16 protein-coding genes are annotated in these 15619 nt (G+C 39.4%); all 16 read right to left on the bottom strand.

Features of this window, described 5'->3' with window-relative positions; all coding sequences use genetic code 11:
* Nucleotides 1–348: 348 nt before the first annotated feature.
* The gene (locus tag IGK01_RS07430) at nucleotides 349–843 is read right to left on the bottom strand and encodes a GrdB-related putative oxidoreductase (RefSeq protein WP_169058370.1); all 495 of its coding nucleotides are present in this window, start codon (nucleotides 841–843) and stop codon (nucleotides 349–351) included.
* Nucleotides 844–860: 17 nt separating this feature from the next.
* Nucleotides 861–2213, bottom strand: coding sequence for a PTS cellobiose transporter subunit IIC (celB, locus tag IGK01_RS07435; protein ID WP_438840625.1), 1353 nt, complete (start codon nucleotides 2211–2213; stop codon nucleotides 861–863).
* Nucleotides 2214–2289: 76 nt separating this feature from the next.
* Entirely contained in the window at nucleotides 2290–2625 is a 336-nt protein-coding gene (locus IGK01_RS07440) for a PTS sugar transporter subunit IIB (RefSeq protein WP_010735328.1), read from the bottom strand.
* A 47-nt stretch (nucleotides 2626–2672) separates the two neighbouring features.
* On the bottom strand, nucleotides 2673–3620 hold the full coding sequence (locus tag IGK01_RS07445; RefSeq protein ID WP_010735327.1) for a N(4)-(beta-N-acetylglucosaminyl)-L-asparaginase: 948 nt from the start codon (nucleotides 3618–3620) through the stop codon (nucleotides 2673–2675).
* A gap of 168 nt (nucleotides 3621–3788) precedes the next feature.
* On the bottom strand, nucleotides 3789–5090 hold the full coding sequence (locus IGK01_RS07450; protein ID WP_169058369.1) for a Sapep family Mn(2+)-dependent dipeptidase: 1302 nt from the start codon (nucleotides 5088–5090) through the stop codon (nucleotides 3789–3791).
* A gap of 10 nt (nucleotides 5091–5100) precedes the next feature.
* On the bottom strand, nucleotides 5101–5829 hold the full coding sequence (locus IGK01_RS07455) for a GntR family transcriptional regulator, LSA1692 subfamily (protein WP_438840626.1): 729 nt from the start codon (nucleotides 5827–5829) through the stop codon (nucleotides 5101–5103).
* A gap of 445 nt (nucleotides 5830–6274) precedes the next feature.
* Nucleotides 6275–7327, bottom strand: coding sequence for a lysylphosphatidylglycerol synthase transmembrane domain-containing protein (locus IGK01_RS07460; protein WP_438840627.1), 1053 nt, complete (start codon nucleotides 7325–7327; stop codon nucleotides 6275–6277).
* A 10-nt stretch (nucleotides 7328–7337) separates the two neighbouring features.
* On the bottom strand, nucleotides 7338–7610 hold the full coding sequence (locus IGK01_RS07465; protein ID WP_409173414.1) for a DUF1294 domain-containing protein: 273 nt from the start codon (nucleotides 7608–7610) through the stop codon (nucleotides 7338–7340).
* Nucleotides 7611–7623: 13 nt separating this feature from the next.
* A complete protein-coding gene (locus tag IGK01_RS07470) occupies nucleotides 7624–8526 on the bottom strand; it encodes a diacylglycerol/lipid kinase family protein (protein WP_409173415.1) in 903 nt (300 codons plus the stop codon).
* Between the two features lie 200 nt (nucleotides 8527–8726).
* A complete protein-coding gene (gene pepT / locus IGK01_RS07475; protein ID WP_010735319.1) occupies nucleotides 8727–9959 on the bottom strand; it encodes a peptidase T in 1233 nt (410 codons plus the stop codon).
* 15 nt (nucleotides 9960–9974) lie between these two features.
* Nucleotides 9975–11099, bottom strand: coding sequence for a Nif3-like dinuclear metal center hexameric protein (locus IGK01_RS07480; RefSeq protein WP_010735318.1), 1125 nt, complete (start codon nucleotides 11097–11099; stop codon nucleotides 9975–9977).
* Between the two features lies 1 nt (nucleotide 11100).
* A complete protein-coding gene (locus IGK01_RS07485; RefSeq protein WP_137072496.1) occupies nucleotides 11101–11793 on the bottom strand; it encodes a tRNA (adenine(22)-N(1))-methyltransferase in 693 nt (230 codons plus the stop codon).
* Between the two features lie 222 nt (nucleotides 11794–12015).
* Nucleotides 12016–12447, bottom strand: coding sequence for a hypothetical protein (locus IGK01_RS07490; RefSeq protein ID WP_010735316.1), 432 nt, complete (start codon nucleotides 12445–12447; stop codon nucleotides 12016–12018).
* 183 nt (nucleotides 12448–12630) lie between these two features.
* Nucleotides 12631–13557 (bottom strand): primosomal protein DnaI, encoded by a 927-nt coding sequence (gene dnaI, locus IGK01_RS07495; protein WP_010735315.1) that lies wholly within the window; start codon nucleotides 13555–13557, stop codon nucleotides 12631–12633.
* On the bottom strand, nucleotides 13557–14939 hold the full coding sequence (locus IGK01_RS07500) for a replication initiation and membrane attachment family protein (RefSeq protein WP_438840628.1): 1383 nt from the start codon (nucleotides 14937–14939) through the stop codon (nucleotides 13557–13559). The genes dnaI and IGK01_RS07500 overlap by 1 nt, the downstream gene beginning before the upstream one ends.
* A 22-nt stretch (nucleotides 14940–14961) precedes the next feature.
* A complete protein-coding gene (gene nrdR, locus IGK01_RS07505) occupies nucleotides 14962–15447 on the bottom strand; it encodes a transcriptional regulator NrdR (protein ID WP_010735313.1) in 486 nt (161 codons plus the stop codon).
* Between the last annotated feature and the right edge of the window lie 172 nt (nucleotides 15448–15619).

Genomic DNA, 15619 nt, shown 5'->3' on the forward strand with positions numbered 1-15619 from the left:
GGTCAAAGTCAACTATAACTTTCTCTAACGTCTATAACATCCGTCTAAAGTCTCGTTTTCTTTAACCTTTACATGATTATTATACTCATTTGGTCAGCTTTGGTCAAAGATTATACTCTCGATTATTAAAAAATTTGAGAAAAAAGTTACGGTAAATTTTGTCTGTCACTCTATACCAAATAAACGTCAAAAAAGAAACCTCTATAAAATAAGGGCAACAACCACAAGCATTTATAGAACAATTTCGTGATTGTTACCCTTAATTCTAGAGGTTGATTCTATTCCGACCTAGAGGTATTTATTTCTGATGATTGCTTAGCACAAACTAGTTGATTCATCGAAATCTAGTCATGATGATTGATTTTGATGAGCGAGGATTGAAATAAAGTGACTGATATTTTTATATGAATCATTTAAACCAATTCCGCCTTTTTTAGGCATTTTGATTATGTTGATCTTTTCAGTGTAATTGGCAAAGGCAGGATTCTCTTCAGACATCGCTGCTACACTGGGAATTCCTTGTTCGCTGAAGGCCAAGGCTAATTGGGCTGCCATCATGCCAAAATTAGCATAATGCATCGCGGGTCCACAAAGAACAGCATCTGCACTAAATTTTTTGGCAAATCCTACAAATTTTTTATTCACCTCTTCTTGGTGATCGAGATAATACTGATCACCACAATACAATGTAGCAATGATTTCTGTATCGTGTTCTTGAAAAAGTGGATTTAAGGTACGCCCAGGTCCAAGGGCTGTTTTTTTGCCTCCAGGAGATAGCTGGGCATTTTCATCACTGCCCAAGCCTGCAGTTAAATGATTGAGAATCAAGACTATTTTTTTCATTCCTACGGCCTCTTTTCCTATAAATCATCAAAATCGAATTCGTCAAAATCGATTTCTTCTTCTTCCTGTATCGCCTCTGCTTCTTCTTTTAAATACTGATTATCTAGCACTTTGATAAAAGGATAATAAATAGCCATTCCTAGTAGGATCAGTAATGCTTGCAAAACAGATGCCTGCCACCCACTAACTATTAAGCCAGAGATGATCGGTGGTGTTGTCCACGGCAGTTGAATACCATTTGTATAGTTTACTAATCCTAAATCCATACAAAAATAGGAAATGATGATATTGATCGTGGGTACGAGTGCAAATGGAATAAGTAAGACTGGATTTAAAACAATTGGTAAACCAAAAATAATCGGTTCATTGATTCCAAAAATCCCTGGTACTAGTGACAATTGCGACAGTTTTTTCACTCGTTGGCTTTTGCATACTAGAATCATGACTAGAATCAATGAAAGCGTAGATCCCCCACCACCAAAAGTAGCAAACATATCTTGAAATTGACCTGTGATGATATTTGGTATATCTGCGCCATTTTTGAAAGCATCTAAATTTTCAACGGATAGTGCTCGTAAAATCGGATTGAATACTGCCCCAACCACACTCGAACCGTTGATACCGAAAAACCAAAAAAAGTGCAAGAATAAGTAGGCTATGATCATCGCGCCTAGAGTATTTCCTAAGCTAAGTAAAGGAGTTTGTAGGAACTTAAATAGTATTTCTTGTAAATTACCATATGAGGTTAGATTGGCTAACCAATTGACAATCATAAAAAGAGTAACAATCACAAAACTTGGGATCAACGCTCCAAAGGATTGTACGACGGTTGGTGGCACACCTTCTGGCATTTTGATCGTCCAACCTTTACGTAATAAAGCGACAAAGAATCGGGTAGCAACCAAAGCCACGACCATCCCTAAGAACAGGCCACTAGAGCCCATCCAACGTAATGGCAAGCTTCCTACTTCATAGACTTCAGTGGAGCCTTCTGGTGTAAACAGGGTTGTAAAAGGGGTCACGATAAAAAAAGCGACCAATGAAATAATTGCCGCTTGCATGGCATCTACTTTAAATTGTTTTGCCAGACTATAGCCAATACCCCCAACTGCTAAAATCGTCATAATATCAAAACTTGCCGTGGCAGGCATATTCAACATCGTTGACCAGTTATCTCCGAGAATATGGCTCATCGTTTCATTCCAATTTGGAATTGGAAAATTAGTCAAAACTAAAAAGAGCGATCCTACGATCAATAAGGGTGTTGATAGCAAAAAACCATCACGAATCGCAATCAAATACTTGTTTTCACCGATTGTTTTCGCCATTGGTGTTAACACACGTTCTAACCAATCCAAAAATTTTTGCATGTTTCTTCCTCCCATCCAGTTGCTTTATTTTTGTTTGAGGACATAATTCTTCGATCGAAAATCTCATTTTGCCACTCTACTTTGTCGCTTTTGATTTTTTGATCAAACCCAAGACATCTTTCAACGCTTTTTCTCCGTCCATCATGCCATATGTTTCTGGAGCAATCGTGCCAACAGGAATCCCCATTGGGTCAAACGTTTCTTTCATTTTACTCGCTAAATGACGGACTTGAGGCCCTAATAAAATAGCCACAGGTTTTTCTTGTGCGACTTTTTCTTCCGCATGGATCGCAGGAAAAGCGGCAATTTCTAATGGCATTTTGTGTTTTCTGACGACGTCCATCATTTTATTGACCATAATACTTGTTGACATTCCTGCTTCACAAAACAAATAAATTTTTTTAGTTGTCATATTTATTCCTCCATTTTATTCTTGTTAACCGTTTATCCGATTCGCTGTTAAATTGGTGCTTTGATACGTGCTTCATAGGCATCAAGCCATTCTTGCGTGATTGGTGTGATCACTGTCGTCTGATCTGGACCAGGGTTGGCCATGAAAATTGCTGGTTCTTGAGCCATCGTTGCAACACTAAATGTAAATTCAACGTTCGTAGCTACCCCCCATTCGCCATATTTATCTAATGCTATTAACGAGAACGCCCCCGCTTTGCCATAACGTTTGCGCAATCGCTCATCAAATCCATAAACGGCTCGATCACAAGCCACTTGTGGCGTACATCCATTCCCCATCAATCGAACGATTTCATAAGAGAGACAGCCCTTCATAAGATCTTCCCCTAAGCCTGTAGCTGCTGCACCGCCAATCGTACTATCCACATAAAATCCCGAACCAGATAATGGCGAATCTCCTACACGTCCATGTTTTTTCATAAACAAACCGGAACTGGATGTTCCTACTGCCATCTGTTGTTGCGTATCGAGCGCGACAACTCCGACCGTATCATGGCCATCATAAGGATCTAAATTCAACGTGGCGATTTCTTTTACTCGTTGTTCCCATATTTTTTTTGCACGTGCCGTTAACATATTTTTTCGTTCAAAACCAGATAGCATTGCATATTCTGTTGCTCCTTGCCCTACTCGAAAACTATTGAATTTTTCATCGCTTAATTGCCGAGCAACAGAAATCGGATTGGCTACATCAGTAATCCCAGCAACTGCACCAATCTTAAATGTTTCTCCATCCATAAAAGCAGCATCCATTTCTACGATCCCTTTTTCATTTGGTAACCCACCATAACCAACGGATTTATAAAATGGATAATCTTCTACCACTTTGATCGCCGTTTCCACAGCATCTTTACATGAAAACTGTGCTTCTAATTGTTGTTTAGCGGCCAAGACACCTTCATGTGCCATGCGCCAGGTTGCAATCATTCCCCACATTTTTTTCCCTCCATCACCTAACATTTGTAGCGCTTTCAAGCATATTCTATATGGTATATACTATTATGTCTATACTAAAAAACGAGTTTCTTTTTAAAACTCATCGTTTTATTAGAAACTCGTTTTACATGAAATTTATTTTTCAATTGTTTATTCTATCTGAATGTTTTATTCTGTTAATGCTTGGAGGCTGCGCATGTAGATTTCTAAATTTGTTCTTAAATCTGCGGAATCCATATATTCATTCGCCGTATGGGCAATTCCTTTTTGCCCTGGAAATGAAGGGCCAAATGCTAAGATATTCGGCATTTTACGCGCATACGTGGCGCCTGTTGTTGTCACTGGTTTAGGATCATTACCGGTGACTTGATGATAGATTGTTGAAAGTATATCGATTTTTTTTGACTCTTCCGTCCGACAAAATCCAGGAATACTACGAACGACTTCTAAATCAACACCTAAAGGCAATTGGTTTTTCAAACGTGACACGACTTGTTTTTCTGATACGGTCACCGGGTAACGTAAGGCAATTTCTAATAGCAAGCCTTCTGGAGACTTTTGCAGCACAACAGGTGTCAAAATCAACTTGCCTGAATCTTCGTCTTCAAACGCTAAATCGATCCCTTCTCCAAAATGTTTTTGATGAAAGCTTTGACAAATCCAGCGGAAATAACCCTGTGCAACTGGCGGGATCATTCGTTCTTCAGTTAGTTTTGTCGCCAAGATCGTGATAGCATTTTCTCCTAACTCAGGCGCGTTACTTGGTGCTCGTTTACCACTGGCGCTTATTTCTTTTTTGGCAATTCTCACGTGCAATTGGTCTGGAACATGATCACGGAACTGGTCCCCTTCGAATCGACTGATTTGTTGATGTTCCTCTTCAGGTAAAGTAAAGTGGAGTACAACATTTACGATACCACGTTCGCCATAGACCACAGGATATTTACAATCGGGCGTGAAACCAAATGACGGAGGGCTTTCCTCGGCTAAGTAATGAGAAATATCTGACATGCCACTTTCTTCATCCGTTCCAAAGATGATCCGCAGATTCTTTTTTGGCTGGTGACCTAGGTCTTTTAATAGTTTCATGCCATACAGACAACAAATGATAGGCCCTTTGTTGTCTAATATTCCTCGACCATAAAAACGATCCTTTTTCTCACTGAGATCAAACGGTGGAAACTCCCATCCTTGACCAGCAGGGACAACATCGAGATGTCCCAGAACCCCGATATACTCACTTCCATCATTTCCCCACTGGGCATAGCCGATCGCATCATCGATTACTTTTGTTTGGAACCCATATCCGGCACTTTTGTCCATGACCAAAGAAAGAACCGAGCGTGCTTCTATACCAAAGGGTGCTCCTGGTCCAGCTTTTGATTTAACACTAGGAACTTGCATGACTTGTTTGAGTAAATCCAGAAAATCCAGCCAATTCTCTTCAATTGCTGTGTTGATTTGATCCATTTTTGACCTCTCATTTTTGACGTACCAATGTATTCTTAAACGTATATTGATCTGCACGATAAAAAGACGTGTCGAACAATATCGGTTTAGCAGAAGGAGAATAAGTCATCGAATGGACGAGAAGCATTGGATCATCTTCTGATACATGCAATAACTTGGCAATATCTGGCGGACTTATAACTGCTTCAACTTCTTGATGCGCGTAGCCAATCTCAATGTTTTCTTCAATTATTTCATACAATGAAGATGCCAGCTGAGCTTGAGGGATCTCACCACTTTCATTTTGCAAATAACGTTTTAGTATATAGAGGTTTTCTACTGTCATTGGTTCATCATCAAAGTAACGTAAACGAGACAGATAAACCATGGCTTCATTTCCATAGTCAGCGAACATCTGGCGAATCTTCAGCGGTACTTCTTTTATGATTCCAACTTGCAATACTTCTGTCCGGGTCTTTTTTCCTTGAGCCTTGGCAGTTTCAGTAAAACTTTGTAAGCCACCGGAACCGCTTTGGATCTTCGGTTGCTTCATAACATAAGTTCCTTTTCCTCTTTCTTTCACTAAAATATTTTGACTGATCAAAAGATCAATTGCTTTGCGCACCGTCAGTCGACTGCATTGAAATTCTTCCGCTAAATCATAATCTGAAGGTAACTTTTGACTGGTCACGTAAGTTCCATCATTGACTCGTTGTGCAATTTTTTCAGCTATATCTTGGAAAACCGCTTGTTTTTTCACTTTATTACCTACTTTCTAACTACATATCATTCATCAAACAGTCGATTCGTTCTGACACCAAAAGTCAAACGTCTAAAAGTTGAACGGTTAAAAAATGAAAGAGCAACTTTTATCGTCTTTTATCCTGTTTGTAGGATGAGTAAAATCAAGAAAATCTTTCTTGTCGAGAGCTAAGCTTTCTATTTATTTTATATACAGTATATACCATTAAGTATAGACTTTCAGCAACTAATCGAGGGATTTTAATTTTACCCTTCCGGTGTTGATTGTTTCTTCCATACATTTGGGAAACTGGCTTGTTTTAGAGATAGCAACGTCTAGCCTATTCTGCGTGAAAGCAATTGTTGAACAGATATTGTTCAACAAACAAAAAAGAATCAATCTAAGCATTTTCAGCTCAGACTGATTCTCCATTTGAATTCTCCTTGAAAGATGTTCAAATTATTTAATTTTTCCCCTTTGTACGCTTTTTTTCTGCCTTTACTTCATGGATCTCTTGACGTAAGATATTCCGTCTTTCTGCAATCACATAGAAAAATCCATAAATGAATGGCAAGATGAACGAGCCAAATCGATAAAGCAATAAGGAAGAAACAGCATCTACCGTTCCAACAACAGGTCGAAAGAGCAATAGATAAACAAATTCAAACGAGCCAATGCCTGCGGGTGTTGGTAAGACTCCTGATAAAACCACTGCAAAGCTGATAAATGAAAATGTCAAAAGAAAATCAAGATGTGGATGATTTTCTACTAAAAACAGATAAGGCATCACATACCAACAGAGTAGTTTTAGCAGGTTCCAACAATAGATCCTGATCAATGCGGTGCGGTCCTGGATGATCGTTTGCACCGTTTCTCTCAGTGAATAGATCTGGCTGTTGCACGTATCGACCCAGTGACGTAAACGTTCAGTTTTGAATAAACGATTGGAAACTTTGACGAAAAAAACTTGAAGATTCAAACTGACGGAGACGGTCACAAGAAATAAAATGATCAAAGCCGTCAAAATGATACCAGCAATGATAAACCAAATCATATTTGGTGCCTTTTCGTAGAACAAAGAAAATTGAACAATCAAGCCAATGACTGCATAAGTGATCACCGCTAATTTATACATGATCATATGCAGGGCAGTGACTCCTGCTCCTTGAGAAAACTTCATCCCTTTTTTATTGTAAAAATAAATTTCTGAGATCAGAGTACCCGTTCCAAATGAGACAATCCGATAAAAGGCAATATAACAAGACGTCCAGAATCCATCACTTGTACTGAAGGATTTGGAAAACGGCTTGGCGATCTCTTTGATTGAGCGACCTTCTACAATTTGATAAAGTGTACCGAAAAAAAACATCGCCAGAAGCACTTGGACACTTGTTGAAAGCAACTCCTTGAAAATATCCGCAAAAGATTGGTTGATCAAATAATAAATAATAGCGAGAATAATAGTCAATAATAATAAATTAATGATGATTTTGATTTTTGTTCCTTTAGTAGACATGTACGACTCCTTAATGGAAAAAATAGATCAAGACGAGATCAATCATGATTCCTAACATGAAAACGATCGTGAACTTCTTTTTTTTAGTTTTGTGACGAAACATGCGTTGTGCGAACAAACCGCCCAAACCACCGCCTAACAAGCTAACAAACAACAAATTACTTTCTGGTACACGCCAAGCGCCTTTTTTTGCCTGACGTTTATCATAACCCATCAAGCCAAATAGATAAACATTCACAATGAATAAATAAAACCATAAGGGATTATGCATCAATACTTCCATCAACTTCCTCCAATTATTGCTCATCTTTTGGTACATAGATCGTTATACCTTCTGGGATGACTTTTAATTCGATCGGTAAGTCATCTGTAGTATCACCATCCGTCCGAGTCGTCACTTTCTTTTCTCGTGCCTGGATATTGACTTGACTAGCTGTCAGATATTTGATTCCAGGAACAGAATAGATCTTACCTTTGATCATACGTGGGAGATAAAATGCAAACCGGAAAAAATCTAATGAGGGCACGATGGTGATGTGGAACTTGCCATCATCTGGCGCAGCAGAATCATCGAAACCAGTAAAACCGCCTACTGAGTTGGACATCGTGATCGTCAACAACTGTGCTTTTCCCTTCCAATGCTCTTCTTCCGTTTTGATATCCAAATGATATTTTTTCTTTTTTAGCAATAATTTTACGAAACGTTTGATAAAGATCCATGAACCATATTTTTGCTTTTCTTTTTGGCTGATCCAGACCGCTGTGTCTGCTAATATGCCAATAGTCAAAGTAGAAATGACTACTTTATCATTCACTTTCCCATAATCGATTTTGCGGATCGATTCCTCTAACATCATTGCTGCTGCTTCTTCTTTCTCAAAAGGAATGCCTAACACTTTCGCTAAGTTATTGATCGTTCCACCAGGTAATAAGCCAACATGGTAATGGTCTAATTCATCTTGGAATGCTTGGATGATATGGTGGATCGTGCCATCACCACCAATGATGACTAGTGTATCTACCTCATGTTCTTTTGCTTTTTTCCTCAATGTTTCATCTTTGATCGACGGTCCAGTTTCTGTTAGATAAACCTCTAGTTCTGGTCGGTGTTTTGCGACGTACTCCTTGAACCATTCTGCTAATTGTTCCCCTTCATCCTTTCCTGAACTTTTGTTATAAAATACCAGTAACTTCTTCATAAACCATATTCCTCCTACTTTCCTGCAAAAAACAAAGGGAGTGGATGCGAAATAAACGCTCACCCTCCCCCATGAACAGTGATTCGAGCACTGACTAAAATAGCCTCGAATCAATCATATGTCAATGCAGTGTAGCAATCAACCAATAATGTGAGATTATTGGTTGAAATTTAATCTTTTTTATCAATGAAACGGATCAATTACACCTGCGTATTCAACTCCGCGATTTTAACAATGACATCTGTCGCTTTTTCCATGACTTGTAGAGACACAAATTCAAAACGTCCGTGCATGTTTTCGCCACCTGCAAATAGATTTGGTGTTGGTATCCCCAGATAAGAGATTTTTGAGCCATCTGTCCCACCACGTACCGGTTCAATCACTGGCTTGATGTCTAGTTCGATCATTGCTTTTTCAGCTAGATCAACGATACTCATATCCTTTTCGATGATTTCACGCATATTGTAGTATTGATCATACATTTCTACTTGAATACGCTCTTGGTCAAACCGTTGATTCATTTTTTCTTGAATGCTTGTGATCATTGCTTTTCTTGCTTCAAATGACTCACGTTTATGGTCACGGATGATATAGCTCATTTTCGCCTCTTCTGGACTACCATTCAAAGCCATCAAATGGAAGAATCCTTCATAACCATCTGTTTTTTCAGGAACTTCATCAGCTGGTAATTCATTGTGGAAGTCAATCGCTAATTGTAAAGCATTGATCATTGTATTCTTCGCTGTACCGGGATGGACATTTTTCCCTTGGATCGTGATGTTTGCTTGCGCTGCACTAAACGTTTCGTATTGTAACTCTCCTAAAGGTCCACCATCGATCGTGTAAGCAAAATCCACGTTGAACTGTTCTACGTCAAATTTGTCCGCACCAACTCCGATTTCTTCATCTGGACCAAAAGCGACTTTGATCTCCCCATGAGGAATGGAAGGATTTTTCAACAAAATCTCCATAGCTGTCATGATTTCTGCAATACCTGCTTTGTCATCTGCGCCTAATAATGTCGTACCATCAGTTGTGATCAACGTATGGCCATCATAATTTTTTAAATTAGGGAAATCTTTGACATTCAAGGTAAAGCGCCCTTCTTTATCTAGAACGATCGTTGATTCTCCATCATAATTTTCAATGATCTGAGGATTTACACCTACTGCATTGAAATCAGCTGTATCCATGTGAGCAATAAAACCAATCGAACGTACGTCATGATCGATATTACTAGGTAGTGTAGCTATCACAAAACCGTTTTCTGTATTATATGTTACATCAGACAAGCCTAGATCTTCTAATTCTTTTTTCAAAACTTGCGCAAACTCTACTTGCGTTTGGGTAGATGGCGTAGTATGACTTGTTGGATCGGATTGTGTTTCCGTTTTGACATATCTTAAAAATCGCGGTAATAAGTTCTCGTACATAAATGACTCTCCTTTTTATTTAAATTCAAATGGATTGGTCGATGTTTCTGAAACAAAAAAGTCAACCGTCCAATTCTCTTCGTTTTTCCACTTTTCAAACTTCTCTACAAATTTTTCCTTACACAATGATTCGATATAATGGCCAGGATCAATTGCAGCTAATCCCGCACTTTGCATATCTTGCGCTGTATGGAAATAAATATCGCCAGTAATATAGACATCCGCTCCTTGAGCCAAGGCTGCGGGATAAAACTTCTCACCACTTCCACCACAAATAGCGACTCGTTTGATCATTTTTTGTGGACTTGTCGTTGGGCGAACCACACGTAAACCTTCCAATTGAAAAACTTCTTTTACATGGGCTGCGAAATTATCCAAGCTCTGTTCTTTTGCTAGTTCCCCAATACGACCTAATCCCCAGGTTTTAACTGGTGCATCGATCGAGAACAAATCAAATGCTGGTTCTTCGTAAGGATGTGCTGCAAACATCGCTTGTAAGACTTTCTCTTCTATATTTTCTGGGAAGATCACTTCGACTTTGGCTTCTTGGACTTGTTCCCCACGGCCGACTTCACCAATTGTTGGATTCGCTCCAGCTTTTGGACGGAATCGACCTTGGCCAATCGAGGTAAAACTTGTACTATCATACTCTCCTTGTTCTCCGGCCCCCGCTTTTGCTAAGGCAGCTCTTAAACGCGGAGCATCCTCCACTGGAAGATAACTGATCAATTTTTTGTAGCCACGTTCATGTGTTCGAACAAGATGACCTGTGACCTCAATTCCTAATTGCTCACAAAACCAATCGTTCAACCCATCTTCAATGATATCCATGTTTGTGTGGGCAGCATAGACTGCAATATCATGTTTCAACAAATCAGCGTACATTTTTTCTTGTGGAGAATCAGTAATCAAGCGTTTGACTGGTCTAAAAATCGGGGGATGTTTTGCAATCAAAAGATCGATCTTTTTCTCAATGGCTTCTGCCACCACTTCTGGTCGGACATCTAAAGTCATCATCACACGTTGGATCGGTTTGTCCAAGGTGCCGATGTGCAACCCAACTGGATCGCCTTCTTCTGCTAACCATTGCGGGCAATAGCTTTCAAATTTTTTGATGAAATCTTGTGCTTTAATGGACATGTCATAAAACCTCCTTGATCCATTCCACCTCTTGTTGGATTGTCTCATATCTGTTTTGTTCACTCGCATTTTTTAATTGCTCTAAGATCACTTCACGTTGTTTAAGCTCACGTTGCCATTTTGCCGAAAAAGCAGCGTTTTTCTCTTCGAGTAAGAATGGCCCAAACATCAGCTCTTTTTCAGAATAGTCGATGGGCTGTTCTTTCTTTTCAGCTACGATGATCTCATAGATTTTTTTGTTTTCTTCGATGATTTCTTCTGCAATGATCTGATAGTTATTTTCTTTCAGCCACGTTCTTAAAGTTTTTTCGCCAATATTGGGCTGTAGAATCAAACGTTCTTCTCCCGATAAGCGCTGGTTTTGTCGACCAGATTCTAAGATGTCGCGAATCAAAGAGCCTCCCATGCCAGCAATCGTGATCGCGCTGATTTGATCGTCCTTTTCGATGGCCTCTAATCCATTGGCCAAGCGTACCTCGATTCGCTCAGACAGTCCATTTTTCATCACCTGTCGTTTTGCCGATTCAAAAGGTCCTTTAACGACTTCTCCAGCTATAGCAAAGTCGATTTTCCCTTTTAGCATCAATGCGACGGGTAAGTACGCATGATCTGAACCGATATCTGCTAAACGAGCAGCTTCCGGTACAAAACGTCCGACAGTTTCAAGACGTTTCGATAACTCTGTGTGATTCATTTTTCCACTCCTTAACTACTGAATGTTTGGATGTCATCCAATTTGTCATGACTTTAGACAAACACTTACTTATTAAAGTTATCCTACTTATTTACATTTTTATGATAACTATTGTTCTTATCCCTATCATAACATTAGTTTATGTTCAATAGAAAAAAGAACTGGGAAAATATCCCAGTCTTTTTTTAGCAAGTAATCAAAAGATTTCGATTGATTCTTTTTTTATTGGGCAGTGATCTCAATGATCGAATTTCCAGGAACTTGTGGAGGGATCGACATCGTCATGACCGCCATTTCTACCAATTTAAATTCGATCTTTTCTCCTTCTTTCAAGGAATCGACACCACCAGTGATTTGATCCACTGAAGCATTTAAGATCACCCCATCATTGCTGAAGGACGTACCGATATTTGCTGGATCTTCTATTTCTTCTACATCTTTGACGGTGATTTGGTATACATCACCTTCCGCTTCGCCGAAGCTTTCGATCGTACCTGTAAACACACTTTGCTTTTGTTCGGTAGAACTATCTGTTTCCACTGTCGATTCTGCATTGATCGAATCGATTGAACCTGTACTTCCTTCTTCGTTGCCGCAGCCTGCCAATGCAAACAAGAGACCGGCAGCAACTAGACCAGTTAAAATAGCTTTCATCATACATCCTCCGTGTAATTTCTTGCGTTACTGCTTTGATGATCCCATCCGGTTATTTCTTCAAGTCCATGGATTCGTTTCATCTTAACTTTGTTCATTTTATGAATTTTTATTGAAAAGGTGAAAAACAGTGACAGTTGAGTAGATACTCCAACCTGTTTCTGTAAAAATCATTTAATGACATTAGCCATTTCGGCGATTTCGGCCTGTCATTTCGATTTCTTTTGTCAAATAGCGGATTCGTTCCATGATCCGTTTGGCTTTCAACGGTTCCTCATCGCCTCGTTGTGTCACCGTCAAATGCTGTTCTAATTCGTTCATCGTGAAGTTTGAAGAAAAGAACGTTGGCAATTGTTCTTGCATCCGATACTGTAAGATGACACCAAATACTTCGTCACGGATCCAACTACTCATCGCATCCGCTCCAATATCATCGATCATCAAGATCGGCGATTTCTTCACCGCATCTAACTTCTCAGCCACTTGATCTTTACCGATGGCTTGCTTCATTTCCACTGCAAATGTTGGAAAATGAACCAACGTTGTGGTGAATCCTTTGATTGCCAGTTCTTTCGCTGTTGCACCTAAAAGATAGGTTTTCCCGATACCAAAACTTCCGACCAAGTACAACCCTTTGTGAAAGCTTTTAGGATCAGCTGAATATTGTTCAACGAAGTCTAATGCTTCCAAGCTTGCATAGCCACGTCCATCTGTTCGTTCGAAATTTTCAAAGGAAGCAGATTGAATGTCTTTGGGCATATCCATTGCTTTCACACGACTCTTGATCTCTTCTTGTTTTTGACGAGCTAAGAGTGCTTCTGTCGGCACGTAGGTGACGTCGACATAGTGGAAATTCAATGTCAATTTTGGTTCATATCCGGGAGCGATCATGGTTGGATCGTTCGTTTGATATTTTCTTTTTTCTTGGACATACTCATAGAGTTTGGCATAACTTTTTTCGATATCCGCTTGCGTCAATCGGTCTTGATGGGCTGACAGAAAGGCTTGAACATCCGCATCATTCAAAACTTCAGCAATCATCTCGGAATACTTTTCTTGGTAGTTGCGTTTACTGATGATTTTCTTCAGTTCTTTTCCCACATCTTCCATTAGCTCTCACCTTCCTTTTTAGCCAGATACTCTTTGAAGCGACGATCGATCTCGGCTTTTTTCTCTGTACTGATTTGCGTTTCGTCTTTTGGTTGATTGACCCAATCAGGCAATTTTTCTCGCCTTACATTTCGACGATAATTTGACGTGTTGTTTTGTTTTGACGCTTTCGGTTGTTTCGCTTTCGTACTCAAGGTATGGAGATGTTCAATCGCTTCTTCTGGCGTACTGATTTTTTTTTGCGCCCACTCATTAGCGATCGTATTCACGAAGCTCGCATTTAAGCTCGCATGGTTTTTTATAACTAACACATAGTTGATCAAAATGTTGATGACACTGCTAGACAGACCGGATTGAGTGACCAAATCTTGCAACAACCAATTTTCCTGTTTGGAAACATACCCGCCTTTTTCTTTTTTTATCGCTTCGAGATAACGCATCGGTGGGGTTTGGCGTGCGACTTGGATCAATTGTTGTGCAGCACTAGGCAACGCCTGATTGACAGGGACACCTGTTTCAGCAGACTGATCGGTAACCAGAGTGTTGCTCGATTGTCGCAACGTATTCTGCTGTTGCTGCCGTAACAAGACGATCCGTTGGAGTTCTTTTAAAGATACTTCTTCTGTCGTAAAATCAAATGACTGTAGAAGCAACTCTCCTAAAGTCAGTTCATCGAAGCCATAGAGTTGTTGGTATGTTTTCGCTTGTTGCAGAACTGGTTCTGTCAACTGATTGATGTGTTGTTTCTTCAACCAATCGGTTAAAAACGTCCAGTCAAACGAGTCTGAATCTGCGATCAATGATTTGGGTTCAACAGTTGTGAATTGTTGCTGGATCGATTCCACTTGTTCTTGGTTTGCTGCATAGACTGTTTCATTGAACCGATAAACTTCCAAAAACTTCTTAGTGATTTTTTGATAGCCTTCATGCGAAAGATTTTTTGGCTTAAATAATTCCGTCAATTGGTTGAATCGACGTTCGCCAACTTTTTCTAAAAGTAAAAAAGAAAGTAACGTGTCATTGAAAAACGTAGGAACGTCCATCGGTTCTAGCAACTCATAAAGAAAACAATTACCCAAATTTTCATCTTTTTTGAAATAGACTTCTAAAAGACCGATTCCTTCTAATTTTTTTCGTGCCTCATAAAATTGCGGTAATCCACAACTTAGACTACCCAATAAATCGGCGTGTAATCCTTCAGGACCTACGCCAGTTTCTAGCGAGATCTCCGAATACAACGTCAAGTAAAGACTCAACGCTTCTCCCCCGATCAATGGTTGGTAAAGGGATAACAAGGCAGACTTTCCTTCTTCTTTTAAAGGACTGCTTTTTCTTCCTTGGTAAATATTTTTCGGTTGTAATTCTTTCCACGCATTTTCCAAGGAATGCTCCCTCCTTTATTAATTACGCATCATTTTCACTATTACTCGTATCTTTTGCTTTATCAACAATGTCTTGTAATTCTTTCAAAAAGACAGACATATCTTTGAATTGACGATAGACACTCGCAAAACGAATATAGGCGATTTCATCTAAGTTCACTAAATCTTCCATGACGTATTCACCGATCAGATTAGTTGAAACCTCATTTTCGCCAAGACTTCTTACACGATTTTCAACATGGTTGACGATCTGTTCCATTTGTTCCATCGCTACTGGCCGTTTTTCGGCAGAACGGATCAATCCACGTAAAATCTTGTCACGATTGAATTCTTCTCGTTCACCATTTTTCTTGATGACTAATAAAGGTGCCGCTTCAATTCGTTCAAAGGTTGTAAAACGGAAGGAACATTTTTCGCACTCACGGCGTCTTCTTATCGCTCGACCATCGTCAGCTTGACGACTATCGATCACTCTTGAGTTATTATGTTGACATCTAGGACATCTCATCGTAATTTTCACCTCTCTTGGTGTAGTTTGATCGCTTATTTGAATGTACCATATGAAGTTGTTCTATCAGTTGATTTTTAACACCAATTATGAATCATTGGTGTTAAAAAGGCTGGTTTTCAACACTAAGCTTAAAAATTATAAAATATGAAAAGGATTTTTTCAATTTATA

The sequence above is a fragment of the Enterococcus sp. AZ080 genome (assembly GCF_051714945.1).
Taxonomy (GTDB): Bacteria; Bacillota; Bacilli; order Lactobacillales; family Enterococcaceae; genus Enterococcus_B; species Enterococcus_B pernyi.

Excerpts from the sequence above, each read along its gene's own strand:
- dnaI (WP_010735315.1), bottom strand. The coding sequence starts at position 13,557 with ATGGAAGATGTGGGAAAAGAACTGAAGAAAATCATCAGTAAACGCAAC.
- IGK01_RS07490 (WP_010735316.1), bottom strand. The coding sequence starts at position 12,447 with ATGAAAGCTATTTTAACTGGTCTAGTTGCTGCCGGTCTCTTGTTTGCA.
- IGK01_RS07445 (WP_010735327.1), bottom strand. The coding sequence starts at position 3,620 with ATGTGGGGAATGATTGCAACCTGGCGCATGGCACATGAAGGTGTCTTG.
- IGK01_RS07450 (WP_169058369.1), bottom strand. The coding sequence starts at position 5,090 with ATGGATCAAATCAACACAGCAATTGAAGAGAATTGGCTGGATTTTCTG.
- IGK01_RS07465 (WP_409173414.1), bottom strand. The coding sequence starts at position 7,610 with ATGGAAGTATTGATGCATAATCCCTTATGGTTTTATTTATTCATTGTG.
- nrdR (WP_010735313.1), bottom strand. The coding sequence starts at position 15,447 with ATGAGATGTCCTAGATGTCAACATAATAACTCAAGAGTGATCGATAGT.
- IGK01_RS07480 (WP_010735318.1), bottom strand. The coding sequence starts at position 11,099 with ATGTCCATTAAAGCACAAGATTTCATCAAAAAATTTGAAAGCTATTGC.
- IGK01_RS07430 (WP_169058370.1), bottom strand. The coding sequence starts at position 843 with ATGAAAAAAATAGTCTTGATTCTCAATCATTTAACTGCAGGCTTGGGC.
- celB (WP_438840625.1), bottom strand. The coding sequence starts at position 2,213 with ATGCAAAAATTTTTGGATTGGTTAGAACGTGTGTTAACACCAATGGCG.
- IGK01_RS07440 (WP_010735328.1), bottom strand. The coding sequence starts at position 2,625 with ATGACAACTAAAAAAATTTATTTGTTTTGTGAAGCAGGAATGTCAACA.
- pepT (WP_010735319.1), bottom strand. The coding sequence starts at position 9,959 with ATGTACGAGAACTTATTACCGCGATTTTTAAGATATGTCAAAACGGAA.
- IGK01_RS07485 (WP_137072496.1), bottom strand. The coding sequence starts at position 11,793 with ATGAATCACACAGAGTTATCGAAACGTCTTGAAACTGTCGGACGTTTT.
- IGK01_RS07460 (WP_438840627.1), bottom strand. The coding sequence starts at position 7,327 with ATGTCTACTAAAGGAACAAAAATCAAAATCATCATTAATTTATTATTA.
- IGK01_RS07470 (WP_409173415.1), bottom strand. The coding sequence starts at position 8,526 with ATGAAGAAGTTACTGGTATTTTATAACAAAAGTTCAGGAAAGGATGAA.